Annotated in this window: 33 protein-coding genes; all 33 read left to right on the top strand. The window is 54.7% G+C overall.

Features of this window, described 5'->3' with window-relative positions:
* Nucleotides 1-51 precede the first annotated feature (51 nt).
* Entirely contained in the window at nt 52-4,557 is a 4,506-nt protein-coding gene (rpoC, locus tag QTO31_RS02170; protein WP_301427944.1) for a DNA-directed RNA polymerase subunit beta', read from the top strand.
* 314 nt (nt 4,558-4,871) lie between these two features.
* Nucleotides 4,872-6,842 carry a hypothetical protein gene (locus QTO31_RS19380; protein ID WP_301427943.1) on the top strand — a complete coding sequence of 657 codons (1,971 nt, stop codon included), beginning with the start codon at nt 4,872-4,874 and terminating at the stop codon, nt 6,840-6,842.
* Nucleotides 6,843-6,997: 155 nt separating this feature from the next.
* Nucleotides 6,998-7,276 carry an Lrp/AsnC family transcriptional regulator gene (locus tag QTO31_RS02160; RefSeq protein WP_028457723.1) on the top strand — a complete coding sequence of 93 codons (279 nt, stop codon included), beginning with the start codon at nt 6,998-7,000 and terminating at the stop codon, nt 7,274-7,276.
* A gap of 221 nt (nt 7,277-7,497) precedes the next feature.
* Entirely contained in the window at nt 7,498-7,953 is a 456-nt protein-coding gene (gene rpsL, locus QTO31_RS02155) for a 30S ribosomal protein S12 (protein WP_031458221.1), read from the top strand.
* A gap of 12 nt (nt 7,954-7,965) precedes the next feature.
* The gene (rpsG, locus tag QTO31_RS02150) at nt 7,966-8,439 is read left to right on the top strand and encodes a 30S ribosomal protein S7 (protein WP_301427942.1); all 474 of its coding nucleotides are present in this window, start codon (nt 7,966-7,968) and stop codon (nt 8,437-8,439) included.
* Between the two features lie 67 nt (nt 8,440-8,506).
* Nucleotides 8,507-10,615: an elongation factor G gene (gene fusA / locus QTO31_RS02145; RefSeq protein WP_031458222.1), complete on the top strand. Its 2,109-nt coding sequence runs from the start codon at nt 8,507-8,509 to the stop codon at nt 10,613-10,615.
* Between the two features lie 51 nt (nt 10,616-10,666).
* Nucleotides 10,667-11,563 carry a class I SAM-dependent methyltransferase gene (locus QTO31_RS02140; RefSeq protein ID WP_031458223.1) on the top strand — a complete coding sequence of 299 codons (897 nt, stop codon included), beginning with the start codon at nt 10,667-10,669 and terminating at the stop codon, nt 11,561-11,563.
* 49 nt (nt 11,564-11,612) lie between these two features.
* Entirely contained in the window at nt 11,613-12,818 is a 1,206-nt protein-coding gene (gene tuf / locus QTO31_RS02135) for an elongation factor Tu (protein WP_301427941.1), read from the top strand.
* Between the two features lie 64 nt (nt 12,819-12,882).
* Nucleotides 12,883-13,191 carry a 30S ribosomal protein S10 gene (gene rpsJ, locus QTO31_RS02130; protein WP_012258230.1) on the top strand — a complete coding sequence of 103 codons (309 nt, stop codon included), beginning with the start codon at nt 12,883-12,885 and terminating at the stop codon, nt 13,189-13,191.
* 113 nt (nt 13,192-13,304) lie between these two features.
* On the top strand, nt 13,305-13,937 hold the full coding sequence (gene rplC, locus QTO31_RS02125; RefSeq protein WP_031458225.1) for a 50S ribosomal protein L3: 633 nt from the start codon (nt 13,305-13,307) through the stop codon (nt 13,935-13,937).
* 12 nt (nt 13,938-13,949) lie between these two features.
* Nucleotides 13,950-14,618, top strand: coding sequence for a 50S ribosomal protein L4 (gene rplD, locus QTO31_RS02120; RefSeq protein ID WP_301427940.1), 669 nt, complete (start codon nt 13,950-13,952; stop codon nt 14,616-14,618).
* Nucleotides 14,619-14,620: 2 nt separating this feature from the next.
* Entirely contained in the window at nt 14,621-14,905 is a 285-nt protein-coding gene (gene rplW / locus QTO31_RS02115) for a 50S ribosomal protein L23 (protein ID WP_031458227.1), read from the top strand.
* Nucleotides 14,906-14,980: 75 nt separating this feature from the next.
* The gene (gene rplB / locus QTO31_RS02110) at nt 14,981-15,805 is read left to right on the top strand and encodes a 50S ribosomal protein L2 (RefSeq protein WP_031458228.1); all 825 of its coding nucleotides are present in this window, start codon (nt 14,981-14,983) and stop codon (nt 15,803-15,805) included.
* Nucleotides 15,806-15,862: 57 nt separating this feature from the next.
* Nucleotides 15,863-16,150 carry a 30S ribosomal protein S19 gene (gene rpsS / locus QTO31_RS02105; protein ID WP_031458229.1) on the top strand — a complete coding sequence of 96 codons (288 nt, stop codon included), beginning with the start codon at nt 15,863-15,865 and terminating at the stop codon, nt 16,148-16,150.
* 92 nt (nt 16,151-16,242) lie between these two features.
* A complete protein-coding gene (rplV, locus tag QTO31_RS02100; protein WP_028457712.1) occupies nt 16,243-16,584 on the top strand; it encodes a 50S ribosomal protein L22 in 342 nt (113 codons plus the stop codon).
* Nucleotides 16,585-16,599: 15 nt separating this feature from the next.
* The gene (gene rpsC, locus QTO31_RS02095) at nt 16,600-17,337 is read left to right on the top strand and encodes a 30S ribosomal protein S3 (protein WP_031458230.1); all 738 of its coding nucleotides are present in this window, start codon (nt 16,600-16,602) and stop codon (nt 17,335-17,337) included.
* The gene (gene rplP, locus QTO31_RS02090) at nt 17,324-17,779 is read left to right on the top strand and encodes a 50S ribosomal protein L16 (RefSeq protein WP_301427939.1); all 456 of its coding nucleotides are present in this window, start codon (nt 17,324-17,326) and stop codon (nt 17,777-17,779) included. The genes rpsC and rplP overlap by 14 nt, the downstream gene beginning before the upstream one ends.
* The gene (rpmC, locus tag QTO31_RS02085) at nt 17,766-17,972 is read left to right on the top strand and encodes a 50S ribosomal protein L29 (protein WP_028457709.1); all 207 of its coding nucleotides are present in this window, start codon (nt 17,766-17,768) and stop codon (nt 17,970-17,972) included. Before rplP ends, rpmC begins: the two co-directional genes overlap by 14 nt.
* An 18-nt stretch (nt 17,973-17,990) precedes the next feature.
* Complete coding sequence (gene rpsQ / locus QTO31_RS02080; protein ID WP_028457708.1) at nt 17,991-18,260, top strand: 30S ribosomal protein S17; 270 nt, start codon at nt 17,991-17,993, stop codon at nt 18,258-18,260.
* A 2-nt stretch (nt 18,261-18,262) separates the two neighbouring features.
* Nucleotides 18,263-18,631 (top strand): 50S ribosomal protein L14, encoded by a 369-nt coding sequence (gene rplN, locus QTO31_RS02075; RefSeq protein WP_012258241.1) that lies wholly within the window; start codon nt 18,263-18,265, stop codon nt 18,629-18,631.
* Entirely contained in the window at nt 18,631-18,963 is a 333-nt protein-coding gene (gene rplX, locus QTO31_RS02070; protein WP_028457707.1) for a 50S ribosomal protein L24, read from the top strand. The genes rplN and rplX overlap by 1 nt, the downstream gene beginning before the upstream one ends.
* 57 nt (nt 18,964-19,020) lie before the next feature.
* Entirely contained in the window at nt 19,021-19,563 is a 543-nt protein-coding gene (rplE, locus tag QTO31_RS02065) for a 50S ribosomal protein L5 (RefSeq protein ID WP_028457706.1), read from the top strand.
* 57 nt (nt 19,564-19,620) lie between these two features.
* Complete coding sequence (locus tag QTO31_RS02060; protein WP_081909979.1) at nt 19,621-19,806, top strand: type Z 30S ribosomal protein S14; 186 nt, start codon at nt 19,621-19,623, stop codon at nt 19,804-19,806.
* Nucleotides 19,807-19,861: 55 nt separating this feature from the next.
* Nucleotides 19,862-20,263, top strand: coding sequence for a 30S ribosomal protein S8 (gene rpsH / locus QTO31_RS02055; protein WP_031458232.1), 402 nt, complete (start codon nt 19,862-19,864; stop codon nt 20,261-20,263).
* A gap of 18 nt (nt 20,264-20,281) precedes the next feature.
* On the top strand, nt 20,282-20,845 hold the full coding sequence (gene rplF, locus QTO31_RS02050) for a 50S ribosomal protein L6 (protein ID WP_301427938.1): 564 nt from the start codon (nt 20,282-20,284) through the stop codon (nt 20,843-20,845).
* Between the two features lie 90 nt (nt 20,846-20,935).
* Nucleotides 20,936-21,298: a 50S ribosomal protein L18 gene (rplR, locus tag QTO31_RS02045; protein WP_031458234.1), complete on the top strand. Its 363-nt coding sequence runs from the start codon at nt 20,936-20,938 to the stop codon at nt 21,296-21,298.
* Nucleotides 21,299-21,327: 29 nt separating this feature from the next.
* Nucleotides 21,328-21,864 (top strand): 30S ribosomal protein S5, encoded by a 537-nt coding sequence (rpsE, locus tag QTO31_RS02040; protein WP_028457702.1) that lies wholly within the window; start codon nt 21,328-21,330, stop codon nt 21,862-21,864.
* Nucleotides 21,864-22,061: a 50S ribosomal protein L30 gene (gene rpmD / locus QTO31_RS02035; protein ID WP_031458235.1), complete on the top strand. Its 198-nt coding sequence runs from the start codon at nt 21,864-21,866 to the stop codon at nt 22,059-22,061. Before rpsE ends, rpmD begins: the two co-directional genes overlap by 1 nt.
* Nucleotides 22,058-22,576 carry a 50S ribosomal protein L15 gene (rplO, locus tag QTO31_RS02030; protein ID WP_301427937.1) on the top strand — a complete coding sequence of 173 codons (519 nt, stop codon included), beginning with the start codon at nt 22,058-22,060 and terminating at the stop codon, nt 22,574-22,576. Before rpmD ends, rplO begins: the two co-directional genes overlap by 4 nt.
* Nucleotides 22,577-22,630: 54 nt before the next feature.
* Nucleotides 22,631-23,983 carry a preprotein translocase subunit SecY gene (gene secY, locus QTO31_RS02025; protein WP_301427936.1) on the top strand — a complete coding sequence of 451 codons (1,353 nt, stop codon included), beginning with the start codon at nt 22,631-22,633 and terminating at the stop codon, nt 23,981-23,983.
* 145 nt (nt 23,984-24,128) lie between these two features.
* Nucleotides 24,129-24,797 (top strand): adenylate kinase, encoded by a 669-nt coding sequence (locus QTO31_RS02020; RefSeq protein WP_031458238.1) that lies wholly within the window; start codon nt 24,129-24,131, stop codon nt 24,795-24,797.
* 12 nt (nt 24,798-24,809) lie between these two features.
* Nucleotides 24,810-25,031: a translation initiation factor IF-1 gene (infA, locus tag QTO31_RS02015; RefSeq protein ID WP_012258253.1), complete on the top strand. Its 222-nt coding sequence runs from the start codon at nt 24,810-24,812 to the stop codon at nt 25,029-25,031.
* Nucleotides 25,032-25,078: 47 nt separating this feature from the next.
* A complete protein-coding gene (gene rpmJ / locus QTO31_RS02010; protein ID WP_012258254.1) occupies nt 25,079-25,195 on the top strand; it encodes a 50S ribosomal protein L36 in 117 nt (38 codons plus the stop codon).
* The last annotated feature ends 66 nt before the right edge of the window (nt 25,196-25,261 follow it).

The following is a 25,261-nucleotide window of genomic DNA, read 5'->3' as shown; positions in this document are numbered from 1 at the left end:
TAGTACATGCTGGAGATTGGTGATATTCTCCCGCTACAGGAGTAAGCCCACATGTTGGAAATTAACGACTTCAACGCTATACGGATTAGTCTCGCCTCACCCCAAGATATTTTATCGTGGTCGCACGGGGAAGTTACGAAGCCTGAGACGATTAACTATCGCACGCTTAAACCCGAGCGTGATGGTCTGTTCTGCGAACGTATCTTTGGTCCAACCAAGGACTGGGAATGCTTCTGCGGTAAATACAAACGTGTACGCTACAAAGGTGTCGTCTGCGATAAATGTGGTGTCGAAGTCACTCGTTCCAAGGTGCGCCGTGAACGGATGGGGCATATCACGCTGGCTTCACCCGTCAGCCACATTTGGTTCGTAAAGGGTACGCCATCCCGGCTCGGTCTCTTGCTCGACATCTCACCGCGAAATCTGGAGCGTGTGCTCTACTTTGCCTCGTACATTATTGTCGAGGTAAAAGAAGATATGCTACAGGTCGCTCGTGAGATGATCCAAGAGGAGTACGCTGCTCGCCGCCAGAAGATTCAGAAACAGGCTGAAGAAAAACGGATCGAGTTGAGCACTCAACTGACGCAAGACCTCGGCGGTATGGAAACGGCGCAACGCAGCGCACAGCGCCAGATCGAAGAGGAATATCACCGTCTTCGTGATGAGGTTGCCAGCGAAGCTGAACAACTGCGTGAGCGTTTGGAGGAGCTGAGTGGCACGCTGGCCGACGAAGATATTATCTTCCGTGGCGTGACGATTGTTGAAGAGGGTGAACTCATCAACGAGCGCACGCTTGATCAGCTCGATGAATTGGTCGAGCAAGAGCTTGATGTCCTCGAAGAGCGCCGCCGTCGTGATCTGGCCGATGCTGAGATGCTCACCGACGCCGAACGCGAGCGCAAGGCGTATGAGGCTACTCAAGAGCAAGAGCGACTGCAAGAGCGTCTCCAGCGCGAACTCGATAATCTGATGCGCGAGGAGAAAGAAAAGCTCGAACAGCTCAATAACCTCAAGGTTGGCCGTATTATCAATGAAACCGAATACCGTCAGTTGCGCGAGATCGCTCCTGGCGTCTTCCGCGCTGATATGGGCGCAGGTGCGATTCGAGAGTTGATCGAGAAGACCGTCAACCTCGATAAGCTGGCCGAAGAGTTACAGGCCGAAATTCAATCCTCACAGGGTCAGCGACGCAAGAAGGCGACCAAGCGCTTGCGCGTCGTCGAAGCGTTCCGTAAAAGTGGCAATCGCCCTGAATGGATGATCCTTACCGTGCTGCCGGTGATCCCTCCCGATCTGCGCCCAATGGTGCAGCTCGACGGTGGCCGTTTCGCGACAAGCGATCTGAACGATCTTTATCGCCGTGTCATTAACCGCAATAACCGGCTAAAGCGGCTGATTGAACTCAATGCACCGGAAATCATTGTGCGCAACGAGAAGCGCATGCTGCAAGAAGCAGTTGATGCGCTGATCGATAATGGCCGTCGCGGTCGAGCAGTGAGCGGCAAAGGCAAGCACCGCCTCAAGAGCCTGAGTGATATGCTCAAGGGGAAGCAGGGCCGCTTCCGCCAGAATCTGCTCGGCAAGCGCGTCGATTACTCTGGTCGCTCGGTCATTGTGGTCGGGCCAAATCTGCAACTGCATCAGTGTGGTTTGCCCAAGAAGATGGCCCTTGAGCTGTTTAAGCCCTTTGTGATGCGTCGCCTCGTCGAACGCGGTGTTGCCCACAACATCAAGAATGCCAAACGCGCCGTTGAGCGTGTTCGCCCTGAAGTCTGGGATGCGCTCGAAGAGGTGATTAAAGACTATCTCGTCTTGCTCAACCGGGCGCCTTCGTTGCACCGTCTCTCGATTCAGGCGTTTGAGGCGAAATTGATCGAAGGCTCGGCAATTCAACTTCATCCACTCGTTTGTGCCGCGTTTAACGCCGACTTCGACGGTGACCAGATGGCGGTGCACGTACCACTCTCGCGGAAGGCGCAGGAGGAAGCGCGAACCCGTATGCTGAGCAAATATAATTTGCTCAGTCCTGCCCACGGCGAACCGATTATTACTCCCTCGCAAGACATCGTGTTGGGTTGTTATTATCTGACGATGGTTCGCGACGGTGCAAAAGGGTCGGGCAAGCGCTTTACTTCTATCGATGAGGCAATGCTGGCCTACGAGAAGCACCTAATCGATATCCAGGCCCCGATCTGGGTACGAATGAATGGTACGATCTCTGGCAAAAGCGACCGTCCGGTACGCGAACTGCCACCAGCCGCTGATGGCACTCCGCGTATCTTGATTGAAACGACAATTGGGCGTATCTTGCTCAACAACGAGCTGCAACCGCCGCTCCGTTTCCGCAATCGCTTGATCGATAAGAAAGGTCTTAAAGAGATCATTGCCGATTGCTATCAGTACTACACGAACTTGCGTAACCTGAACGAATCCCAGCTCAATGAAGTCCGTGCCTCGCACGGTAATAAGCACGTTCAGGAACTGGCTCGTATCTATGGTTCTGAAATGACGGCCCAACAGGCTGACCGGATCAAGGCCCTTGGCTTCCGCTATGCGACGTTGGGTGGTATGACTATCGCTATCGATGACATCGAAGTGCCGGCCAAGAAGTACGATATTGTCCGTGAAGCCGAGCAACTGGTAGCCGATGTCGAAAAGCAGTTCCGCCGTGGTCTGATTACCGAAGAAGAACGCTACCAGGAAATCGTGCGAATCTGGCAGGAAGCCACCAAGCAGACTATTAACGCAGTCAAAGAAAATCTGAACCCCTTTGGGCCGGTGGCAATGATGTCTACCTCTGGTGCACGTGGTAACATCAACCAGATTTCACAAATGGCCGGTATGCGTGGTTTGATGTCTGATCCTACCGGTCGGATTATCGAGCTGCCGATTAAAGCGAACTTCCGTGAAGGTCTCTCGGTGCTCGACTACTTCGTTTCAACCCACGGTGGCCGGAAGGGTCTGGCCGACACAGCGCTTCGTACTGCCGATGCCGGTTATCTGACCCGCCGCTTGGTTGATGTAGCGCAGGATGTGATCATCACCATCGAGGATTGCGGTACCGAAGAAGGCCTGTGGCTCCATAGCGCTGATGATGGCGAGCTGATGGAGAAGCTCCAGGTACGTATGTTGGGTCGTATCCTGGCTGCGCCAATCTATCACAAAGAGACAGGTGAGCTTATTGCCGACCGCAATACCGAAATTGATGAGGAATTGGCCGCTACTATTATCGCCAGTGGTCAAGAGTCGGTCTTTGTGCGCTCACCGTTGAGTTGCCAGGCGGAACATGGGCTGTGTCGGCTCTGCTATGGTCGTAACCTGGCTACCGGGAAACTGGTTGAAATCGGTGAGGCCGTTGGCATCATCGCGGCGCAGTCGATTGGTGAACCAGGTACCCAGCTTACGCTGCGAACCTTCCACACCGGGGGTGTCGCTTCAGCCGATGACATTACCCAGGGTTTGCCCCGTGTCCAGGAAATTTTTGAGGCGCGGGTGCCGAAAGGGAAAGCCCTGCTGGCCGAAATTGATGGCGTGGCTCAGATTATCCGCGATGAAGAAGGAGTTCGCACCATTCGGATCGTCTCAACCGATGTCTACACGGATGAATATCCGTTGGGTCGTGGCTTTAGCCCAACGATCAGCAACGAGAGCGATGTCTACGAAGGACAGGTGATCGCTGAAGGGCCAGGTGGTGCTCAGATTGTGACACGCCTGACCGGGAAAGCGTTCATTCAGGGTGACCGGATTATCGTTAGCCAGGAAGATCGCCAGGAGCGCGAGCTGGTTGTGCCTCACAACGCTCGTATCAGAATTGAAAACGGTGAGCGGGTGATGGCCGGTCAGCAATTGACCGATGGCAGCGCAAACCCTCAAGAATTGCTCGAGCTGCAAGGCCGTGAAGCTGTGCAGCGCTATCTGGTCAATGAAGCCCAGAAGGTTTACCGCTCGCAGGGTGTGAACATCAATGACAAGCACATCGAAGTCATTGTGCGTCAGATGCTGCGTCGGGTGCGGATTGAGGATCCGGGTGACACCGGTCTCTTACCGGGTGAGCTGATTGACAGCGGTGAATTCCGCCGTCTTAACAACGATATTGTCAGTCAAGGTGGTGATCCGGCAACCGCTTCTACCGTGTTGCTCGGTATTACGAAGGCGTCACTCAATACCGATAGTTTCCTGGCCGCTGCCTCATTCCAAGAGACGACACGGGTTTTGACCGATGCTGCCATTCAAGGGAAGGTTGATTACCTGCGTGGGCTGAAAGAGAATGTCGTTATCGGTAAACTGATCCCAGCCGGTACCGGTATCGAGAAGCGGCTTGAACGCCCCCACGAGGATCTGATCAGCGAAATGGCCCGTATGCTCGAAGAGGCGCAACGCGCAGAAGCGGCTCAGGCAGAAAGCCAGCGTGCGGCTACTCTGCCAACACCAAACGGTAAGACAACACCGGAAAGCGAAACCGATGCTTTGTTGCGGGCACGGCTTGAAGAGTTGCTGTCCGGTGACAATGATCAAGACGAGGCTGACCAGGAAGATGCAGATCACCCAACATTCTAGTTTGTTTCACAGGAGGGGCGGGTATCATACCCGCCCCTTATCCGTGTTCGCACGTTCCTCACTTTATGAGAGTGAGACCAATCTTTCCCGCCAGTTATCTGGTGCAACTCTTCCTTTTTCTCCCGTTTTGAAAGCAGAAGCATCTTGATACTGCCAACATAGGATGAGTCGACGCAGACAAGGTGGCTATGATGCCCGATCTGTGTGTTTACCCGCGTATAAAATGATTACTTGCACTACAATCGGCTACATGCGCTACTGTAGATACGGAATGCTGCTATGACGTTCTTGTTGTGCAGAAATCTGATACCAGCATGCAAACGCTGTTTACTTCGATCCACAACTGGCTGCAACTCGAATGGCGTGCACTCCGTGTACCGATCCTCTGGATAGCGGTAGGGTTTCTTGTTGCTATTGCCACCCTCTCTGCCCAGTTTTCCTATCAATACGTCATTGATGTTGGTTATGAAGAGGGTATCGGTCATACCGATCTCCCCTTCCTGAACGATTTCAACACCCCTGAAGAAAGTGTATATGGACGGTTTCGCTGGACTGGCGGCGACTCTAAAATCTTCTTACCTGCTCTGGGTGTCCGGCCAGCTCTGATCGAATTACGCTGGCTCCCGATCGGTGAACCTATTCGCCCGCAGGTGTCAGATAGCTACCAGGTGTGGGTTGATGATCGCCTGCTAACCGAATCTCCGGTCTGGTACAGCGGTAGCCGACAATGGTTCGTCTTACCGGCGACGGCGGATGGGCACTTGCGTATCCGGCTTGTCAGTAGTGTCTTTCAACCAGCTCAAGACCCTCGTCAGCTCGGTCTTCCACTTGAACGGATCGTTATTGCTACTATCCCTGGCGGCTGGGTTTGGCCAGCAGTATCTCCGCTTATGGGATGGATCGGAGCAGTCATCCTCGGTTGGCTCATCCTTTTCCGTACTATCCATAAATGGGCTGGCTGGGGCTTGTTGATCGGGCTGATAGCAATAAGTCTGGCTATCATCCTCGATCCAGTACGGTGGGCATTTGGCGCCGAAGCCGTAGTGGCGGCATTGGCACTTACCTATGTTCTTACTCTGGCAGTGCAGTTTGGTCTACAGCGGTTGCCAATCGATCATCATGTCAGGTCTCCACTGAGCGCTATCGTTGCCATTGCCTTTGCTACCCGCATCGGTGGGCGCTTCTACCCGACCAGCATGCCGGGTGATATTGGCTTTCACACCAACCGCTTTCACGAAGCACTCGGTGGACTGATCACGATTGTTTCAGAGAATCGCGGAATTGATTTTCCCTATCCGCCGGGGCCATACTTACTCCTCGCACCACTGCGCGTATTGGGCATCGAAAAGTCTCTACTCTTGCAGATCGGTGCTGCGTTGGCCGATAGTCTTAGCCCGTTGCTCATCTACGTCATTGCTCGCCGCGTTCTGCCACCGCGACCGGCAGTACTGGCTGCGGCAATCTATGTGTTTACCGCTGCTACCTACCTGACCACATGGTGGTCGTTCGATACACACATCATTACGCAAAGCCTCTACCTACTCTTAGTTTGGGCGATCATCAGGGCATGGGAAGACTGGCAAGTCGATCAATACTACTGGGAATGGGTTTTCGGGCTGGCCACCATCAGCGCGATGGTGTTCCTTGGCCACTTCGGCTTCCTGATAAGTAGTGGTACCCTCTTAGGATTGTTGCTCGCGATTGTTTGGATTGCCCATCGCACAGGAGTGGCTTGGGCACGCCGGGTTTGTCTCCCCTTCACCGTTGCAATCGTTGTTGGGGCCACGTTTGCGATCCTCTTTTTCTACAGTTCGTATGTGCCAATGTTTTTCTCACAACTTGAAACAGCTCGAACTGGTGGCCTAACTGCCGTTGCCGGACGAGCACCGATCAGTCGGGAAAGGCTTTGGCAAACACTCTGGCAAGCCGGCCTGATTGCACACTACGGTTTCTTCCCAATTCCACTTGCACTGGGTGGTCTCTGGTTACTGCAACGTCAGCAAGGCTGGCACATAACGTTGATACTCATGGTTCTCAGTTTCGGTGTAGCTCTCGTCTTCGCCACCCTCCCCTTCATCACCCAAATCTCCAATAGTCCACGCTACCTGATGGCACTCGGTTGGGTCATTGCCGTGGGAAGTGCAGCGGCTTGCGATGCACTCTGGCATCGGGGAAAGATCGAACGGCTTGCCATCATCGGGGTAGGTCTGCTCGTACTCGCCAACACCATATGGTACTGGCTTACCCCGATGCTCTGGCGAGTGCGTCCACTGGAGCCATTCTGATGACGGGCAGGCGGGAATGTGACCAGGGGAGAATAGCAGCGGGCAACCGTTGGAAGAGCAAGACGCTTGGGTCGCGATCAATGCCTTTTTCTGCTTAGAGACAGAATCTGGTATCATTGCCGTATCAGCCCTTTGGGAAGCATAGGAGTGTGCTTATGGTCACTGCCTTCGTATTTATTACCTGCGAACCACGACGGATCAGCGACATAGCCCAGGAAATTGCCGAGCTACCTAACGTTGCCGAAGTATATTCGGTTACGGGCGACTACGACATCATTGCCGTTCTGCGCGTGAATGCCTACGAATCACTTGACGATGCCGTACCAGGTGGGATTGCTCGCATCGATGGTGTGCGGCACACCACGACAGTTTTGGCTTTCCGCCGTTATTCACGACGTGATCTCGAAGCTGGTTTTGATATTGGATTGTCGTAACAGTAACGAGTTCTCGTTCCGTCGTGGCCATCGGGTTTGACAAAGCCCGAAGCCAATGTTATACTGCGTAACTGCTGCGAAGAAATACGCAGCAACAGCTTTGTGCGCCATGCGGCCCACTTCTAAGGCGCAGTGGCATACTGCGACCAGATCTTTGGGCCAGTTATTATTTTGTCTATAAGCGGTTAATTAGCATAGGCCGGTTTGAAGGAGAGCATTACATGCCGACCATTAACCAACTTGTTCGGAAGCCGCGCAAGCCGGTGGTGAAGAAGACGAAAGCCCCGGCCCTGCGCTTCACCTACAACTCGCTGAAGGGGAAGCTGACTCGCGGCCGCGGATCACCACAAAAGCGCGGCGTCTGCACAAAGGTGACGACAATGACGCCGAAGAAGCCAAACTCGGCGCTGCGCAAGATCGCCCGCGTGCGGCTCTCCAACGGCCTTGAGGTGACGGCATACATCCCTGGTGAAGGTCATAATTTGCAAGAACACTCAGTGGTTCTGATTCGCGGTGGTCGTGTGAAAGACTTGCCCGGCGTGCGTTACCATATCGTCCGTGGTACCCTTGACACCCAGGGCGTCAGTGGGCGCAAGCAGGGTCGCAGCAAGTATGGTACCAAGAAGAATCAGCCGGTCGGTAAAGGTGCTGCTGCCGGTAAGGGCGGTAAGAAGTAGAAGAGGTGCGTTATGCCCCGTCGTGGCAATGTTGAGCGGCGACCAATTCCACCTGATGCGCGCTACAATAGCGTTCTCGTACAAAAATTTATTAATAAGGTGATGGAGCGCGGCAAGAAGAGTCTTGCCGAGCGAATCGTGTATCAGGCACTTGATCTGGCTGCGGCACGACTCAAGAAGCCGCAGATGGAGATTTTTGAGCAAGCAATTCGCAACGCCAGTCCTTCAATCGAGGTTAAGCCGAAACGGGTTGGTGGTGCGACGTATCAGGTACCAGTAGAAGTTAAGAGTGATCGTCGTCATTCGCTGGCAATGCGCTGGCTTATCATGTCGGCCCGTGCTCGTACCGGTAAGCCAATGGTCGAGCGCCTCGCGGCTGAATTGATCGACGCTTATAATAATACTGGTGCTACTATCAAGCGTAAAGAAGATGTTCATCGGATGGCGGAAGCTAATCGTGCTTTCGCTCACTATGGCCGTCTGTAGAACCGGCTATCGGCATAAGAGTAAATGGCGACCAGTGGTTGCCTCACGTTAGGAGTGTGTGACGGGTATGCCACGTCAGATCGAACTCGACAAGGTACGCAATATCGGCATTATCGCCCATATTGACGCGGGTAAAACCACGACGACCGAGCGGATTCTGTTTTACACAGGCCGCACGTATAAGATCGGCGAGGTTCATGAAGGAACCGCGACAATGGACTGGATGCCGCAGGAGCAAGAGCGCGGTATTACGATTACTGCTGCTGCCACGACTGCTTCCTGGCGCCTGGACGGCGTAGAGTATCGGATTAATATCATTGATACTCCCGGTCACGTCGACTTTACCGTAGAGGTGGAACGCTCATTGCGCGTGCTCGATGGCGGCGTCGTCGTGTTCGACGGCGTGGCTGGTGTTGAACCTCAGTCTGAGACCGTTTGGCGACAGGCTGATAAGTACAACGTGCCGCGTATCTGTTTTGTAAACAAGATGGATCGCGTCGGCGCGAGCTTCGAGCGCTGCGTGCAGATGATTAAAGATCGCCTCGGCGCCAAACCGGCGATTATTCAGTTGCCCATCGGGGTCGAAGATACGTTCCGCGGAACGATCGACCTCTTCAAGATGAAGGCAACAATTTATTACGATGAGCTGGGTAAGGATATTCGCGAAGAGGAGATTCCGCCAGAGTTGCTCCCCGCTGCCGAGAAAGCTCGCAATGAATTGGTTGAGATGATCGCTGAGACCGACGATGAGTTGACTCTGCTCTATCTCGAAGGGCAAGAATTGACCGTCGAAGAGCTGAAGCGGGGGTTGCGCAAGGCAACGATCGAACGGAAGTTGGTACCAGTACTTTGTGGCGCTGCTTTGCGTAACAAGGGTGTCCAAAAGCTGCTCGATGCGATTGTGGAATTCTTGCCGTCGCCTCTCGACCGGCCGGCAATTACCGGTACGTTGCCCGGTCAGGTAATGGGTGATGAAGGCGTAGAGGTTATCACCCGCCCAGTGAGCGATGATGCGCCGTTTACGGCTCTGGTCTTCAAGATTGTCGCCGATCCCTATGTCGGTAAGCTGGCTTACTTCCGCGTTTACGCCGGTAAGATTACGAAGGGTTCTTACGTGCTGAATTCAACGCGAAACCAGCGTGAACGCCTTGGCCGTCTCCTGCGCATGCACGCCAATCATCGTGAAGATATTGAAGAGGTATACACGGGCGAAATTGCCGCTATGGTGGGCCCTAAGAACTCGTATACCGGCGATACGATTTGCGATCCCGATCATCCTATCGTGCTTGAAAGCATTCGCTTCCCAGAGCCGGTGATCGAGTTGGCAGTTGAGCCAAAGACCAAGGCTGACCAGGACAAGATGTCGATTGCGCTTAGCCGCCTTGCCGAAGAGGATCCTACCTTCCGCGTGTATACCGATCCTGAGACCGGCCAGACTATTATCAAAGGGATGGGTGAGCTGCACCTTGAGGTGATCCTTGACCGTATGCGCCGTGAGTATAAGGTTGAGGCCAATCAGGGCAAGCCCCAGGTTTCGTACCGCGAAACCATTACCATCCCAGTTGATCAAGAGACTCGCTTCGTACGCCAGACCGGTGGTAAGGGTCAGTACGGTCATGTGAAAATCAGGTTTGAACCCTTGCCGCCTGGTAGTGGGTTTGAGTTTGTCAATGCTATCGTCGGTGGCGTGATCCCGAAAGAGTACATTCCTGCCGTTGAACAGGGCTTGCGCGAGGCGATGCAGACCGGTGTTATCGCCGGTTACCCGGTGGTTGATATTAAGGCAACGTTGTACGACGGTTCATACCACGAAGTTGACTCGTCGGAAATGGCCTTTAAGATTGCGGCCTCGATGTGTCTCAAAGATGCCGTTCGCCGTGGTAAGCCACAACTGCTCGAACCGATTATGAAGGTCGAGACGGTTACTCCAGAAGAGTTCCTTGGTACGGTGATTGGTGATTTCAACTCACGCCGCGGTCGCATCGAGGGTATGGAAGCTCGTGGGAATGCGCAGGTGGTACGCGCCTATGTACCGCTGGCAAATATGTTCGGTTACATGACCGACCTTCGCTCGGCAACGCAGGGTCGTGCTACGTCGTCGATGGAATTTGATCATTACGAGCCGTTGCCCGAAGCGCTGGCGAAGGAAATTATCGAGAAGCGTAGTACGAATTAGCAAGGAGAGAGTGGGACGAACGCGGCGAGCGCTCGTTCCTTCACTGCGACGATGGAGCTACGCCTGTTGACGCCACCGCCTTGGGCTGATTATGAGTTAATCGACTCGGGTCACGGGGCGAAGTTGGAACGATTTGGTCCCTACCTGTTGGCTCGACCGGAAACGCAGGCGATCTGGACGCCGCATCTGCCGGAGTCTGAGTGGCAACGAGCTGATGCTACCTTTCGTCGCATTCGTGGTGAAGAGGGGCCGGGTGAGTGGTATCAACGTCAACCTTTGCCTGAACGTTGGTCAATGAATGCCCATGGGGTGCGTTGCTGGGTACGTCTGACACCGTTTCGTCATACCGGTGTTTTCCCGGAGCATAGCGCACATTGGAATTGGCTGGCCAGTCAGGTGCAACGTCGCTCGCAACCACGCGCCTTGGTCTTATTTGGCTACACCGGGTTGAGTAGTTTACATCTGGCTCGCTACGGTGCCCATGTGACGCACGTCGATGCTTCTAAGCCTGCTGTGCGTTGGGCACAGGAAAACCAGGTTTTAGCTGATCTGGCAGATCGTCCGATCCGATGGCTGATCGATGATGTCGGGAAGTTTGTAGCGCGTGAGCTGCGACGTGGTAATCGTTATGATCTGATTTTACTCGACCCACCGGTATTTGGGCGAGGTCCTAACGGTGAAATCTGGCGCTTGCACGAACAACTACCACAATTGCTGGCTCAATGTGCGCGCCTGTTGAATAGGCAACCGCTGGGAGTGTTAGTATGTGCCTACGCAACCACAATTTCGGCGTTGACCATCGGTAATCTCCTCGCAGAAACGATGGCTTCGTTTGATGGCTATCTGAGTGCGGGTGAGCTGGCAATTCCGGAACGCACAACCCGGCGTCTACTGCCAACAGCTATCTACGCTGCCTGGTCTGATCGGGAAATAGCCATTTCTGGCTGATAGAGAATAGTATAGTGAAGATCGCGCATAAACGCGGAGGTACAACACAATGGCCAAACAAAAATTCGAGCGGACGAAACCGCACGTCAATGTCGGCACCATCGGTCACGTAGACCACGGTAAGACGACGTTGACCGCTGCAATCACCAAGGTGCTGTCACTCAAGGGCGCGGCCCAGTTTATGGCCTACGACCAGATTGACAACGCACCCGAAGAGCGTGCCCGTGGCATTACCATCGCCATTCGCCACGTCGAGTATCAGACCGAGAAACGCCACTACGCGCACGTGGACTGTCCTGGTCACGCCGACTATATCAAGAATATGATTACCGGCGCAGCGCAGATGGACGGCGCCATCCTGGTAGTGAGCGCGCCCGATGGCCCGATGCCCCAAACCCGCGAGCACATCCTGCTCGCCCGCCAGGTGCAGGTACCGGCCATCGTGGTGTTCCTCAACAAGGTCGATATGATGGACGACCCCGAGCTGCTGGAGCTGGTCGAGCTGGAGTTGCGCGAGCTGCTCAGCAAGTACGGGTTCCCGGGCGATGAGATCCCGATTGTGCGCGGGAGTGCCCGCAATGCGCTAGAAAGCCCAAGCCAGGACATCAACGCGCCGGAGTACGCTTGTATCCTAGAGCTGATGAAGGCGGTGGATGAGTACATCCCCACGCCGCAGCGGGCGATTGACCAGCCGTTCTTGATGCCGATTGAAGACGTGTTCGGGATCAAGGGACGCGGAACGGTGGTGACCGGGCGGATCGAGCGCGGGAAGGTGAAGGTCGGCGATACGGTCGAGATTGTGGGCATGACCGAGGAAGCGCCGCGCCGGACGGTAGTGACCGGGGTGGAGATGTTCCAGAAGACGCTCGACGAAGGGATTGCTGGCGACAACGTCGGCTGTCTGTTGCGGGGGATTGAGCGCAACGAGGTTGAGCGCGGGCAGGTGTTGTGCGCGCCTGGGAGCATCAAGCCGCACAAGAAGTTTGAGGCGCAGGTGTACGTGTTGAAGAAGGAAGAGGGTGGACGGCACACGCCGTTCTTCTCGGGCTACCGGCCGCAGTTCTACATTCGGACGACCGACGTGACGGGGGCGATTAGCTTACCGGCGGGGATGGAGATGGTGATGCCAGGCGACAACGTGGTGATGACCATCGATCTGATCGTGCCGGTGGCGATTGAAGAGGGATTGCGCTTCGCCATCCGCGAGGGTGGTCGCACCGTCGGTGCCGGTGTCGTAACCAAGATTCTTGATTAGTAGATAGGAAACCGATGGCGGGGGCGTGGGTGTATGCCACGTCCCTGTTGATTGGAGAATAAAGATGGCTAAGCAAAAGGTTCGAATTCGCCTAAAGGCGTATGATCATAAGATCCTCGATCAATCTGCGCGTCAGATTGTCGAGGCTGCTGAACGGACAGGTGCCCTTGTTGCTGGTCCCGTTCCGCTCCCGACAAAAATCGAGCGTTACAGCGTAATACGCTCGGGTTTTATTGATAAGGACTCGCAAGAGCAGTTTGAGATTCGGACCCATAAGCGGCTCATCGATGTACTCGATCCAAGCCAGCAGACAATCAACGCGCTGATGAAGCTCAATCTGCCGGCTGGTGTCGATATTGAAATTAAGTTGTAGAAGAAAATGATGCGCGACACCACTCTATCGACAACTTCACCCTTGGTCAAAAGGAGTGATGTGCGCTAAAAAGGCAGCCGCTGCGCGAAGACGCATGCTGCGGAGGTGTATCCATGATTCACGGATTGTTAGGTCGTAAAATCGGGATGATGCAATACTTCACCAAGGAAGGCATGGCCATTCCAGTGACAGTCATTGCCGCTGGTCCTTGCATCGTCACGCAAATCCGCACCCCTGAGCGTGATGGCTACAGTGCGGTACAGCTCGGTTACGAAGAGGTCGAGTCACGCAAGCTGACTAAGCCTCAGCAAGGGCATCTGAAGGCTTCAGGTGGCAAGATGTTACGCATTCTGCGCGAGTTCAGCGCCGATGACCCTCTGGCCCATAAGCCAGGTGAAGTCGTGACAGTTGAGCTGTTCCGACCAGGTCAAAAAGTTGACATCTCTGGTACCTCAAAGGGGCGCGGCTTTGCCGGTGTTGTGAAGCGACATGGGTTCCGGGGTGGTCCGAAGACCCACGGTCAGAGTGATCGTCATCGTGCTCCTGGTTCGATTGGTGCAGGTACGACGCCGGGTCGTGTGTGGAAGGGTCAGCGCATGGCTGGTCGAATGGGTGGCACGCGGGTTACCATCCAGAATCTGGAGGTGGTTGAGGTGCTTCCCGAACAGAATTTGCTACTGGTAAAGGGCTCCGTTCCTGGCGCCCGCAATGGCCTGCTTCAGATCCGCAAAGCGGTGAAGGGCTAGAGGAGTAAAACGATGCAGGCAACGCTCTATAATCAGGCCGGCGAACAGGTGGGCGCCATTGAAGTGAGTGATTACATCTTTGGCATTGAGCCGAACGTACCGGTCATGCATCAATATGTTGTGATGCAGCAGGCCAACGCCCGCCTCGGCACGCATAATACACGCGGGCGCGGTGAGGTAAAGGGTTCGACCCGCAAGCTCTATCGGCAAAAGGGGACTGGACGTGCCCGTCAGGGTTCGATCCGCGCCCCACACCACAAAGGTGGTGGCGTGGCTCATGGCCCGCATCCGCGTTCGTATCGTGTCTCAATGCCACGGAAGATGCGTCGGCTCGGTGTCCGCTCAGCTTTGTCGGCAAAATTCGCCGCCGATCAGATTCGCTTTGTCGATGAGCTGACGTTCCCCCAGCCGCGGACGAAGGATTTTGTCGCTTTTCTGAAGGCCCACGGCCTCGCTGATAAGAAGACACTAGTCGTGATCGATAGCAAGAGTCCGGCGAATGAGAATCTGCGCCGCTCGGCTAACAATTTACCCCAAGTAAAAACGTTGCTGGCCCATTACCTCAATGTGCGCGATCTTCTGGTTTATGATCATATTGTGATGCCGAAGGCAGCCGTTGAGGTGGTGGAAAGCTACCTTGGCGAGCGTTCTCGCACAGCAGCGCCGGCGCAGGAGGAGTAACCATGCTGACGCCGTATGATATTTTGATCCGCCCGCTGATTACCGAGAAGAACACCAGCCTCATGGAACTCAATAAATATACGTTTGAGGTTCATCGTGAGGCAACAAAGCCGCAGATTAAGCATGCGGTCGAGACAATCTTCAACGTGCGGGTGACAAAGGTGCATACGATGAATGTGCGCGGGAAGCTGCGCCGCCGTGGCCGTTCGGTCGGTTATACCCGCGATTGGAAGAAGGCCATTGTGACCCTTGCTGAAGGCGATCGGATCGAGATCTTCGGATCATAGGTCACTACTGCAATGAAAGTAGTGACCGGCGACGATTCGCACTGAAGAGTCGTTGCCGATGGAGGGAGCAAGACGATGGGAGTTCGTATCTACAAACCAACCTCGGCCGGTCGCCGCAATATGTCGGTTTCGACCTTCGAGGAAATTACAAAAAAGCGGCCTGAGCCGCGCTTGATTGAGCCGCTACGCAAGAAAGCTGGCCGGAATAATCAGGGCCGAATCACGGTGCGTCATCGTGGTGGCGGTCACAAGCGCTTTTACCGAATTATTGACTTTAAGCGCAATAAGTTTGGTATCCCGGCGAAGGTTCAGGCGATTGAGTACGATCCAAACCGTACTGCGCGGATCGCATTGCTGGCTTACGCCGATGGTGAGAAGCGCTACATTATCGCTCCGCTTGGCCTGAAAGTCGGCGATACCGTTATGAGCGGTCCAGATGCCGAAATCCGCGTAGGTAATGCACTGCCGCTCAGTGCGATTCCGCTCGGTACTCAGATTCACAACATCGAACTTGAGATTGGGCGCGGTGGCGTGCTGGTACGTTCGGCTGGTACCGCCGCTCAATTGATGGCCAAAGAGGGTAACTACGCTACGGTTCGTATGCCCTCTGGTGAAATGCGCCTTATCCATCTGCGCTGTATGGCTACCATTGGCCAGGTTGGGAACGTTGATCACCAGAATATCCGACTCGGCAAAGCTGGCCGCTCACGCTGGCTCGGCCGCCGTCCGCGCGTGCGTGGCGCTGCGATGAACCCGCGTGACCATCCCCATGGTGGTGGCGAGGGCCGTGCACCACGCGGTATGAGTACGCCAAAGACGAAGTGGGGTAAGCCGGCACGTGGCGTTAAGACTCGTCATAATCCGCGCTTTGATCGCTTCATTGTTCGCCGGCGTAAGTAACATTGCCCTGTGTCGGGCGGCCACTGTTGTCGCCCGACGTGCCTGTGAGGAGGAACTATGTCCCGCTCGTCAAAGAAGGGGCCATACGTCGATATTAAGTTGCTCGAGAAAATTGAGGCTATGAACAAGGCCAATGAGAAGCGGGTTATCCGAACCTGGTCGCGCGACTCGACCATCTTCCCGCAGATGATTGGTCACACCATTGCAGTCCACGATGGCCGCCGCCATGTGCCTGTTTACATCACCGAAAACATGGTCGGTCACAAGCTGGGAGAGTTCGCACCTACCCGCTTCTTTCGCGGCCACGGTGGCAAAAAAGCCGATAAGCGCGGGAAAGTCAAGTAGCTCCCGCTGTTAGACCTGATTGCATCTTCCCAAAAACGTGGTACAATGGCACGCTTGTGGTGATGCGTCGGGTAGCGATACGAGAAAAAACAATGGAAGCAAAAGCAGTTACCCGCTATGTGCGAATCTCGCCATTGAAGGTTCGCCTCGTGATGGATGTGGTGCGCGGTATGGATGTAGACCGTGCGCTGGCAACGCTTCGGTATATGCCGCAGAAGGCAGCCCGAGAAGTCGCCCGCACGATCAAGTCGGCCGCTGCAAACGCAGAGCACAACTTTCAAATGGATCGCGAATCGCTGTATATCAAGGCAATCTATGCCGATCAAGGCCCGGTCTTGAAGCGGTTTATGCCGCGTGCACGCGGGATGGCGAATCGCATCCGCAAACCAACTACCCATATCACCGTGGTAGTTGCTGATAGGTCGGAGTACTAGTAGAGGGAGGCTCGCTTGGGGCGCAAAGTACATCCGATTGGCTTTCGGCTCGGTTACATCAAGGACTGGCAGTCGAAGTGGTTCGCTGAAGGCGAGGAATATACTCGCCAGCTCCACGAAGACATCGAGCTGCGGAAGCTAATTAGTAAGGAATTGCAAAGCGCTGGCGTGTCGCGGATCGAGATCGAGCGTTCAGCAAACAAGATCGAGATCTCGGTGTACACAGCTAAGCCCGGTATTGTGATCGGGAAACGCGGCACGAATGTTGACACGTTGAAGAGTGCATTGGAGCGCAAGACCGGGAAGAAGATCAAGCTCAATATCAAGGAGATCCATCAACCGGAACTTGATGCTCAGTTGGTTGCTGAGAGCATTGGTGAACAGATTACCAGGCGCGTGAGCTACAAGCGTGCAATGAAGCAGGCTGTGCAGCGCGCAATGCGACTCGGGGCCTTGGGAGTGAAAGTGCGTTGTTCAGGTCGCCTCGGTGGAGCCGAGATGGCGCGCGTTCACGAAGAGGCCGAGGGTCGTGTGCCGCGCCATACGCTGCGGGCCGATATCGATTATGCCCAGGTACACGCCCATACCACCTACGGTCGGATTGGCGTGAAGGTCTGGATTTACAAGGGAGACGTCTTCCCCAACCAGGCTGCCAAGGCACCGGTCGAGCAGGCAGCAGCCGCGCCTACACCTACGCCCGCGCCCGAACGGCGTGAACGTCAGCCGAGGAGGAATAGCAATGCTTCTGCCTAAGCGCACGAAGTACCGCAAAATGCAGAAAGGGCGCAGCCATGGCCTCTCGTATCGCGGCAACAATGTCGTGTTCGGTGAATATGGCCTGATGGCACTCGAACCGAGCTGGATCTCCAGCCGTCAGATTGAAGCTGCCCGTCGTGCAATTACCAACTACGTCAAGCGTGGTGGAAAGGTCTGGATTCGTATTTTTCCAGATAAACCGATCACCCGCAAACCGGCCGAAACCCGTATGGGTGGTGGTAAGGGTTCTGTCGATCACTGGGTTGCCGTTGTGAAACCCGGCCGTGTCATGTTTGAACTGGCCGGCGTTCGCGAAGATGTAGCTCAGGAAGCCCTGCGTCGTGCCGCGCAGAAGTTACCGATCAAGTGCAAAATTATCGATCGGGAAGAGCAGGGTACGATGGCAGCAACTGGGGAGGTGAGCAGTGAAAGCGAGTGAACTGCGCGCCCTCGATGATGCACAGTTGCGCGAGAAATTGGCTGAATATAAGGTTGAGTTGTTTAATCTGCGCTTCCAGAAAGCAACTGGAAAGTTGACCAATACGGCCCGACCACGGCAGGTCAAAAAAGAGATAGCGCGCATCTTAACCATCCTGCGTGAACGTGAGTTGGCGCAGGCTGAGCTCGGCTAATCAGAGATGGAGCAGAGCATGATGACTGCAGAGCAAAAGCGCAAAACGACAAAGGTGGGTCGCGTCGTTAGCGATAAAATGGATAAGACGGTGGTGGTCGCGGTAGATTATCTCAAGCCGCATCCCCTTTACCGTAAGATTATTCGACGAACGAAGAAATTTCACGCCCACGATGAACATAATGAGTGCAAAGTGGGTGATACGGTGCGGATCGAAGAGACCCGTCCGCTCAGCCGCACAAAGCGCTGGCGGGTCGTGGAAATTGTGAAACGTGGCGAGGAGGAGTAGCCATGATCCAGCCTCAGACACGGCTGAAGGTTGCCGATAATACCGGGGCGAAAGAGATCATGTGCATCCGGGTCCTCGGAGGTTCACGGGTGCGCTACGGTCGAGTTGGCGACATCATTGTTGCCTCGGTAAAGGTTGCTACACCCGGTGGTCAGGTGAAGAAGGGTGATGTTGTCAAGGCGGTAATCATCCGCACGGCAAAGGAATACGGCCGACCTGACGGATCGCACATCCGCTTTGATGACAATGCGGCGGTGCTGATTGGGAAAGAGAACAACCCACGCGGCACGCGCATCTTTGGCCCGGTGGCCCGTGAGTTGCGCGAGAAGCAGTTTATGCGGATCGTGTCGCTCGCCCCGGAGGTGCTGTGATGCATGTGAAAACTGGTGACGAGGTGTTGGTTATTGCCGGCAAAGATAAGGGGCGTCGTGGCAAGATTAAACGCGCCTTGCCGGCAGAGAACCGTGTTGTTGTCGAAGGGATTAATATCGTCAAGCGGCACCAGAAGCCGCGTGGCCCTGGTCGCCCTGGCGGTATTATCGAGATGGAAGCGCCACTTCATGCATCGAATGTGATGCTGATCTGTCCGAGCTGCGGTCGGGCGTCACGTACCGGTAAGCGCTTCCTGGAAGAAACCGATCATAAAGGCCGTCCGCGCAAGGTGCGCTATTGTAAGGCATGTGACGCCATTATCGATAAGTAGTCTGTTCACAGGGCCGGCACAAGAGATGTCTGCTGCCAAGCCCCTGGAGAAAACGCTATGACCGTTCGATTACGTGAAAAGTATCAAAAAGAGGTTGTCCCTGCCTTGATGGAGGAGTTTAAGTTCAAGTCCATCATGCAGGTGCCACGTCTCGTCAAAATTGTGGTAAATGTTGGTGTCGGCGAGGCGGTTCAGAATGCGAAGGCTATCGAGGCTGCGGTAAATGACGTTGCTACCATCACCGGGCAGAAGCCGGTCGTGACACGGGCCAAGAAGTCTGTAGCATCGTTTAAGCTGCGTGCCGGGATGCCTATTGGGGTGATGGTAACCCTGCGCGGTGACCGCATGTACGACTTTTTAGATCGGCTCTGCTCGCTGGCGCTGCCGCGCATCCGTGATTTTCGTGGTGTGAGCCGCAGCTCGTTCGATGGGCGCGGCAATTACAGTCTGGGATTGCGTGAGCAGATTGTCTTCCCAGACATTGATTACGATAAGATCGACAAGATTCGTGGTTTAGAGGTGGCAATTGTCACCAGTGCGCCGAATGATGAGCAGGCTTATTCCTTGCTGAAACGTCTCGGCATGCCATTTCGTGATTAGTTTGAACTAAGAGCGCAGGACGCTGACTGGTTCAACGCATTTTGAGGAGGTAATCCTTTGGCTAAGAAGTCGTGGATTGTAAGGGCCCAGCGGCCGCCGAAATTCAAAGTTCGTGCGTACAACCGCTGTAAAATCTGCGGTCGCTCACGAGCGTATATTCGTAAGTTCGGGATGTGCCGCATTTGCTTCCGCGAACATGCATTAAAGGGCCTCATTCCGGGCGTCGTAAAGGCAAGTTGGTGAGTGCTGTGCGGCAAGCGAGTGATGCTGACGCCCGCGATCGTTGAGGAGGCATACCGTGAGTGTCAATGATCCTATCGGCGATATGCTGACACGCATTCGTAATGCGTGTATGGCCCGCCATACAACTGTAACAATTCCGGCATCGAAGATGAAGATCGCGATTGCCGATATTCTGAAACGTGAAGGATTTATTCGGGATTACACTGTAATCGATGATGGCAAGCCGTACAAGACCATCTCGATTACGCTGAAGTATATGCCTGATCGTCGGCCGGCTATCACCGGCTTGCGACGGGTCAGTAAGCCGGGGCTGCGAATTTATACCAAGCGCGCTGACATTCCACGAGTGCGCGGTGGTCTCGGGCTGAGCATTCTTTCGACGCCGAAGGGTGTGCTTGCCGATCACGAGGCTTGGCGCGAGCGTGTCGGCGGCGAGGTACTCTGCTACGTTTGGTAACGCGCACGGAGGAGTATCATGTCGCGAATCGGAAAACGACCAATTACCGTGCCAAAGGGGGTTCAGATTACCATCGGCGAGCAGAATCTCGTGACGGTAAAAGGCCCCAAGGGGACGCTAAGCCAGAGATTGCATCCTGATATGATTATTCGTCAGGAAGGCGATGTCATTACCGTTCAGCGTCCTTCTGATGGGAAGTTGCATCGCGCTTTGCACGGTTTGACCCGTACCCTGATCTACAATATGGTGGTTGGGGTTACCCAGGGCTGGCAACGAGCGCTCGAAATCAACGGCGTTGGGTATCGTGCTCAGCTCGAAGGAAAAACGCTCGTGCTCAATCTGGGTTTTTCACACCCGGTACGTATCGAGCCGCCACCGAACATTAGCTACATTGTCGGTGAACGTAAGTCGGCAAACGATCCGTTGTCGCTGACGATCGTTGGTATCGATAAACAACAGGTCGGCGAAGAGGCAGCCCGAATTCGTAGTCTGCGTCCGCCTGAGCCGTATAAGGGTAAGGGCATTAAGTACGTTGAAGAGAAGATCCGCCGCAAGGCTGGTAAGGCTGGTAAGGCGAAATAGTTGGTTGGGCTGCGGCTGCTATGCCGTAGCCTGCACCCCTAGCGAGCGGTAGGGGATACAATCTCTATCGCGACAGTATTTGAGGATCGTATGGGACAGCGAACACCACGTGAACTCCGGCTTCGCCGGCATCGTCGCATCCGAAAGCGGGTTTTTGGTACGCCTGAACGACCACGCCTGAACGTCTTTCGGAGCCACGTCCATATTTATGCGCAAGTAATTGATGATACTGTTGGTCACACGCTCGTTGCCGCTTCAACGAACGAAAAAGGGTGGACCGGCAGTCCAGAGTTGACCAAAACTCAAGAGGCGGCACTGGTTGGTAAGCTGATTGCCGAACGAGCGTTACAGGCTGGGATTACGAAGGTGGTCTTCGATCGCGGTGGCTATAAGTATCACGGACGAGTGAAGGCGCTGGCCGAGGCGGCCCGCGAAGCTGGTCTGAACTTCTAGTTGCCTAAGGGCAGCGTAGCGGAGGAACTGTGAAACGAGAACGTATCAACCCCGACACGCTGGAGCTCGAGGAGCGAGTCGTCCAGATCAACCGCGTGTCAAAGGTCGTGAAGGGCGGCCGGCGTTTTAGCTTCAGCACGGTCGTTGTCGTTGGTGATGGCAAAGGCCACGTTGGTATTGGCATGGGGAAGGCGGCAGAAGTGCCGGACGCTATTCGCAAGGGAGCTGAGGCCGCAAAACGGAATCTGATTCGCGTGCCCCTTGTTCATGCGACGATTCCCCATGAGGTCACTACAAAGTTTGCTGCAACTAAGGTGATGCTACGGCCGGCAGCACCCGGTACCGGCGTTATTGCAGGTCGCGGTGTGCGTCCGGTGGTGGAAGCAGCCGGGATTAAAGACTTGCTCTCTAAAGTCTACGGTAGCAATAACCCGGTGAATGTGGTGAAGGCAACCTTTAAGGCGTTAAGCGAGATGACCTCGCTCCAGGAAATGGCTCGTCGGCGTGATATGACGCCGCAAGAGCTGATGGAGCGCCGGAGACGACGGGAAACGGAGGCAGCATAATGGCAAAGCTGCGCGTGACCTATGTGAAGAGCGCAATCGGCTATGCGCGTGACCAGAAAGCAACGCTGGCCGCGCTCGGCTTGCGCCGGTTGAATCAGAGTGTACTCAAACCTGATACTCCATCGGTGCGGGGGATGCTGTTTAAGATTCAGCACCTCGTAAAGGTGGAGGAGGTTGAGGACGAGGTGCAGGCATGAAACTTCACGATTTACGTCCCCCTAAAGGTGCGCATCGAGAGCGCAAGCGGATCGGTCGCGGCCATGGTTCAGGGAAAGTCAAGACTGGCGGTAAAGGTATGATGGGGCAGAAAGCCCGCAGTGGACCTGGTCCGTATCGTACCTTTGAAGGTGGTCAGAACCGTCTGGTCAAGCGTATGCCCTTTAAGCGCGGATTTGTTAATAAATTCCGCGTCGAATATGAAGTGGTAAATGTTGGTAGTCTGGCCGATTGGCCAACCGAGGTTGAGGTAACTCCAGAGACCTTGCTGGCCCGCCGTCTGGTGCGCCGCAAGCGGATGCCGGTCAAGATCCTCGGCGACGGTGAGCTGAACCAACCGTTGACAATTAAAGCTCATAAGTTCTCGGCAAGTGCGCGACAAAAGATTGAGTCTGCCGGTGGGAAGGCAATTGATCTCCCTTGGATTGTCGAACGCCACTCACGCTCGCGCGGCCCCAATCCCAGTATGCGCAACGCTCGCCAGGTTCAAGCGTAATTGGTCAGAGCGGCGAGAACCCTCGTGTTCTCGCCGCTGACAGGAAGTACTATCATGCTACAGGCTGTACTTCGTGCTATTCAGTTGCCAGATCTACGGCGCCGCATCCTCTTCACCTTGGGGATGTTGTTTCTGTTTCGCCTGATCGCGCACATCCCGGTACCAAATGTTAATCCGGCGACGCTCAATCAGTTGCGACAGGCACTGGCTACGAATCAACTGGCACAGTTGCTGAATATCTTTGCCGGTGGGGCGTTGGAAAATTTTTCGGTTGCGGCAATGGGGGTCTATCCGTATATCACGGCCCAAATTATTATGCAGTTGCTGCAACCGTTGATCCCGGCACTTAAGGAATTGCAAAAAGAGGGTGAGCAGGGACGCCTGCGTCTAAATCGCTATCAGTTGTGGCTGACGATCCCACTTGCTTATTTGCAGGCGTATGGCCAGACGCTGACACTCGAACGGTCGATCAATCCGAACAACGATCCAGCATTATCGTTATTCCGCACGCCATTTGACCTGGGCGCAAATTTCCTGCCTACGTTCACCGTGCTGACCACGATGGTCGCCGGTACAATGCTGTTGATCTGGCTCGGCGAACAAATCAACGAGCGCGGGATTGGTAACGGTATCTCTATCATTATCTTCGGTGGGATTGTCTCACGTCTGCCAGGATTAATCATTCAAGGCTTCCAGATCAGTCAGGCTGGCGATTTCAGTACGATTCTTGGACTGATCGGCTTTATTGCAATTGCCCTTCTGACAATCGTCGGTATTGTACTGGTACAAGAAGGACAGCGTCGTATTCGTGTCCAGTACGCACGCCGGGTTCGCGGCAATAAGGTGTATGGTGGTCAGAGTAGCTTTATCCCGCTCAAGGTGAACTCTGCCGGGATGATCCCGCTGATCTTTGCACAAAGTATCATCATTTTTCCTGGCATTGTGGCATCGTGGTTCTATCGTCCCGGTGCTGAAGGAATTGGCAATGCCATTGCTGGTTTCTTTTACAACACCTTTAATCCGACGGGTCAGGGTGGTGGTATTGTCTATATGACTCTGCTCTTCCTGTTGACGGTTGGCTTTACCTACTTCTACACTGTTGTGATCTTTACGCAACAGGACCTGGCAGAAAATCTGCAACGGAATGGTGGTTTTATTCCTGGTATTCGGCCCGGGAAGAAAACGGAAGAGTACCTGATGAAAGTACTGAATCGCATCACTCTGGCAGGTGCACTCTTCCTGGGGTTGATCGCTGTCCTACCGTTTATCACGCAGTCGATTACCGGTGTACAAATCGGTCTGGGGAGTACTGCGCTTTTGATTGTGGTCGGTGTGGCTGTCGATACCATGCGTCAACTTGAAGCGCAGTTGATCATGCGAGACTACGAGGGATTTCTGAGCCGCTGATCGCTGCACACAAACGAAAAAAGTGTAGTACAATGGGAATTGTTGCTCGCCGGCGTACCGGTTGGGCAGCGTCTTTGTGAGACAGGCAGATGGTCTACCGTGCATACGATCATGTACGGTTTTGAAGTTGAGCGAGCGCCGAGTCATGACCAATGTAATCTTACTAGGACCGCCGGGCGCCGGCAAAGGAACGCAGGCCAAGACCCTCGCCGACCGCACAGGGTTGACCCATGTTGCGAGTGGTGATCTCTTTCGTGCCGCGCTGCGCGAAGGAACGGAACTGGGGATGCTGGCTAAGTCCTATATGGATCGGGGGGAGTTGGTACCCGATGAAGTCGTGATTCGCATGATCCTCGAACGCATTCGCCAACCCGATTGTGCAGCGGGGGTCATCTTCGATGGGTTTCCCCGAACCCGGGAACAGGCGCGAGCCCTGGAAGAGGCGCTCGCCGTTCATAACTCACGGATCGATGCCGTCCTCTTCCTGGCCGTACCACAAGATGTGCTGCTGCGCCGAATTGCCGGTCGGCAGACGTGCCGCACCTGTGGCGCGATTTTCAACATTTACTATTTCCCGTCACACCGACCGGGTGTCTGTGACGCCTGCGGCGGCAGACTCTATCAGCGAAGCGACGACTCGATTGAAACGGCGCAGCACCGATTGGATGTCTATTTTGCCCAAACGATGCCGTTGATCGAATACTATCAGCGGCAGGGCATTCTCCATGAGATCGATGGCCAACGTGAGATCGCGCTCGTGACAGAGGCAATGTTGAAAGCGCTGAGTCCATACCTGGCTCCGGCGCAGCCGTAGGTTAGGAGGGGTATGTCAAAAAAGAAAGATGTCATCGAGATGGAAGGTACCATCACGGAACCATTACCAAATGCAATGTTCCGGGTGCAGCTCGATAACGGGCACGAAGTACTGGCTCACATCTCGGGCAAGATGCGTATGAATTACATTCGCATCTTAAAAGGTGACCGGGTTCTGGTTGAATTGTCGCCGTATGACCTGACCCGGGGGCGGATTACGTATCGATATAAGTAGGGGGCGCGACGCAGCACGGCGGCGTCCGCCGCCGCAAGGAGGCTGAAATGAAAGTGCGAGCGTCGGTAAAGCCGCGCTGCGAATATTGCAAGGTGATTAAGCGCAAGGGCGTGATTCGGGTGATCTGCTCGCGCACACCAAAGCATAAACAGCGGCAAGGCTAACAACAGGTAACGAGTATCTGTTATCAGGGACAAGCGATCTGTTCTCGCCAGCCTTGTCGGAGCTGG

Source organism: Chloroflexus sp. MS-CIW-1 (assembly GCF_030444705.1).
Lineage (GTDB): Bacteria > Chloroflexota > Chloroflexia > Chloroflexales > Chloroflexaceae > Chloroflexus.
This window is presented reverse-complemented; position numbering and strand designations above follow the sequence as displayed.

Bases quoted from the DNA above. Each gene is read 5' to 3' on its own strand.
- rpoC (WP_301427944.1), top strand. From the start codon at position 52: ATGTTGGAAATTAACGACTTCAACGCTATACGGATTAGTCTCGCCTCA.
- QTO31_RS19380 (WP_301427943.1), top strand. From the start codon at position 4,872: ATGCAAACGCTGTTTACTTCGATCCACAACTGGCTGCAACTCGAATGG.
- QTO31_RS02160 (WP_028457723.1), top strand. From the start codon at position 6,998: ATGGTCACTGCCTTCGTATTTATTACCTGCGAACCACGACGGATCAGC.
- rpsL (WP_031458221.1), top strand. From the start codon at position 7,498: ATGCCGACCATTAACCAACTTGTTCGGAAGCCGCGCAAGCCGGTGGTG.
- rpsG (WP_301427942.1), top strand. From the start codon at position 7,966: ATGCCCCGTCGTGGCAATGTTGAGCGGCGACCAATTCCACCTGATGCG.
- fusA (WP_031458222.1), top strand. From the start codon at position 8,507: ATGCCACGTCAGATCGAACTCGACAAGGTACGCAATATCGGCATTATC.
- QTO31_RS02140 (WP_031458223.1), top strand. From the start codon at position 10,667: ATGGAGCTACGCCTGTTGACGCCACCGCCTTGGGCTGATTATGAGTTA.
- tuf (WP_301427941.1), top strand. From the start codon at position 11,613: ATGGCCAAACAAAAATTCGAGCGGACGAAACCGCACGTCAATGTCGGC.
- rpsJ (WP_012258230.1), top strand. From the start codon at position 12,883: ATGGCTAAGCAAAAGGTTCGAATTCGCCTAAAGGCGTATGATCATAAG.
- rplC (WP_031458225.1), top strand. From the start codon at position 13,305: ATGATTCACGGATTGTTAGGTCGTAAAATCGGGATGATGCAATACTTC.
- rplD (WP_301427940.1), top strand. From the start codon at position 13,950: ATGCAGGCAACGCTCTATAATCAGGCCGGCGAACAGGTGGGCGCCATT.
- rplW (WP_031458227.1), top strand. From the start codon at position 14,621: ATGCTGACGCCGTATGATATTTTGATCCGCCCGCTGATTACCGAGAAG.
- rplB (WP_031458228.1), top strand. From the start codon at position 14,981: ATGGGAGTTCGTATCTACAAACCAACCTCGGCCGGTCGCCGCAATATG.
- rpsS (WP_031458229.1), top strand. From the start codon at position 15,863: ATGTCCCGCTCGTCAAAGAAGGGGCCATACGTCGATATTAAGTTGCTC.
- rplV (WP_028457712.1), top strand. From the start codon at position 16,243: ATGGAAGCAAAAGCAGTTACCCGCTATGTGCGAATCTCGCCATTGAAG.
- rplP (WP_301427939.1), top strand. From the start codon at position 17,324: ATGCTTCTGCCTAAGCGCACGAAGTACCGCAAAATGCAGAAAGGGCGC.
- rpsQ (WP_028457708.1), top strand. From the start codon at position 17,991: ATGATGACTGCAGAGCAAAAGCGCAAAACGACAAAGGTGGGTCGCGTC.
- rplN (WP_012258241.1), top strand. From the start codon at position 18,263: ATGATCCAGCCTCAGACACGGCTGAAGGTTGCCGATAATACCGGGGCG.
- rplX (WP_028457707.1), top strand. From the start codon at position 18,631: ATGCATGTGAAAACTGGTGACGAGGTGTTGGTTATTGCCGGCAAAGAT.
- rplE (WP_028457706.1), top strand. From the start codon at position 19,021: ATGACCGTTCGATTACGTGAAAAGTATCAAAAAGAGGTTGTCCCTGCC.
- rplF (WP_301427938.1), top strand. From the start codon at position 20,282: ATGTCGCGAATCGGAAAACGACCAATTACCGTGCCAAAGGGGGTTCAG.
- rplR (WP_031458234.1), top strand. From the start codon at position 20,936: ATGGGACAGCGAACACCACGTGAACTCCGGCTTCGCCGGCATCGTCGC.
- rpmD (WP_031458235.1), top strand. From the start codon at position 21,864: ATGGCAAAGCTGCGCGTGACCTATGTGAAGAGCGCAATCGGCTATGCG.
- rplO (WP_301427937.1), top strand. From the start codon at position 22,058: ATGAAACTTCACGATTTACGTCCCCCTAAAGGTGCGCATCGAGAGCGC.
- secY (WP_301427936.1), top strand. From the start codon at position 22,631: ATGCTACAGGCTGTACTTCGTGCTATTCAGTTGCCAGATCTACGGCGC.
- QTO31_RS02020 (WP_031458238.1), top strand. From the start codon at position 24,129: ATGACCAATGTAATCTTACTAGGACCGCCGGGCGCCGGCAAAGGAACG.
- infA (WP_012258253.1), top strand. From the start codon at position 24,810: ATGTCAAAAAAGAAAGATGTCATCGAGATGGAAGGTACCATCACGGAA.
- rpmJ (WP_012258254.1), top strand. From the start codon at position 25,079: ATGAAAGTGCGAGCGTCGGTAAAGCCGCGCTGCGAATATTGCAAGGTG.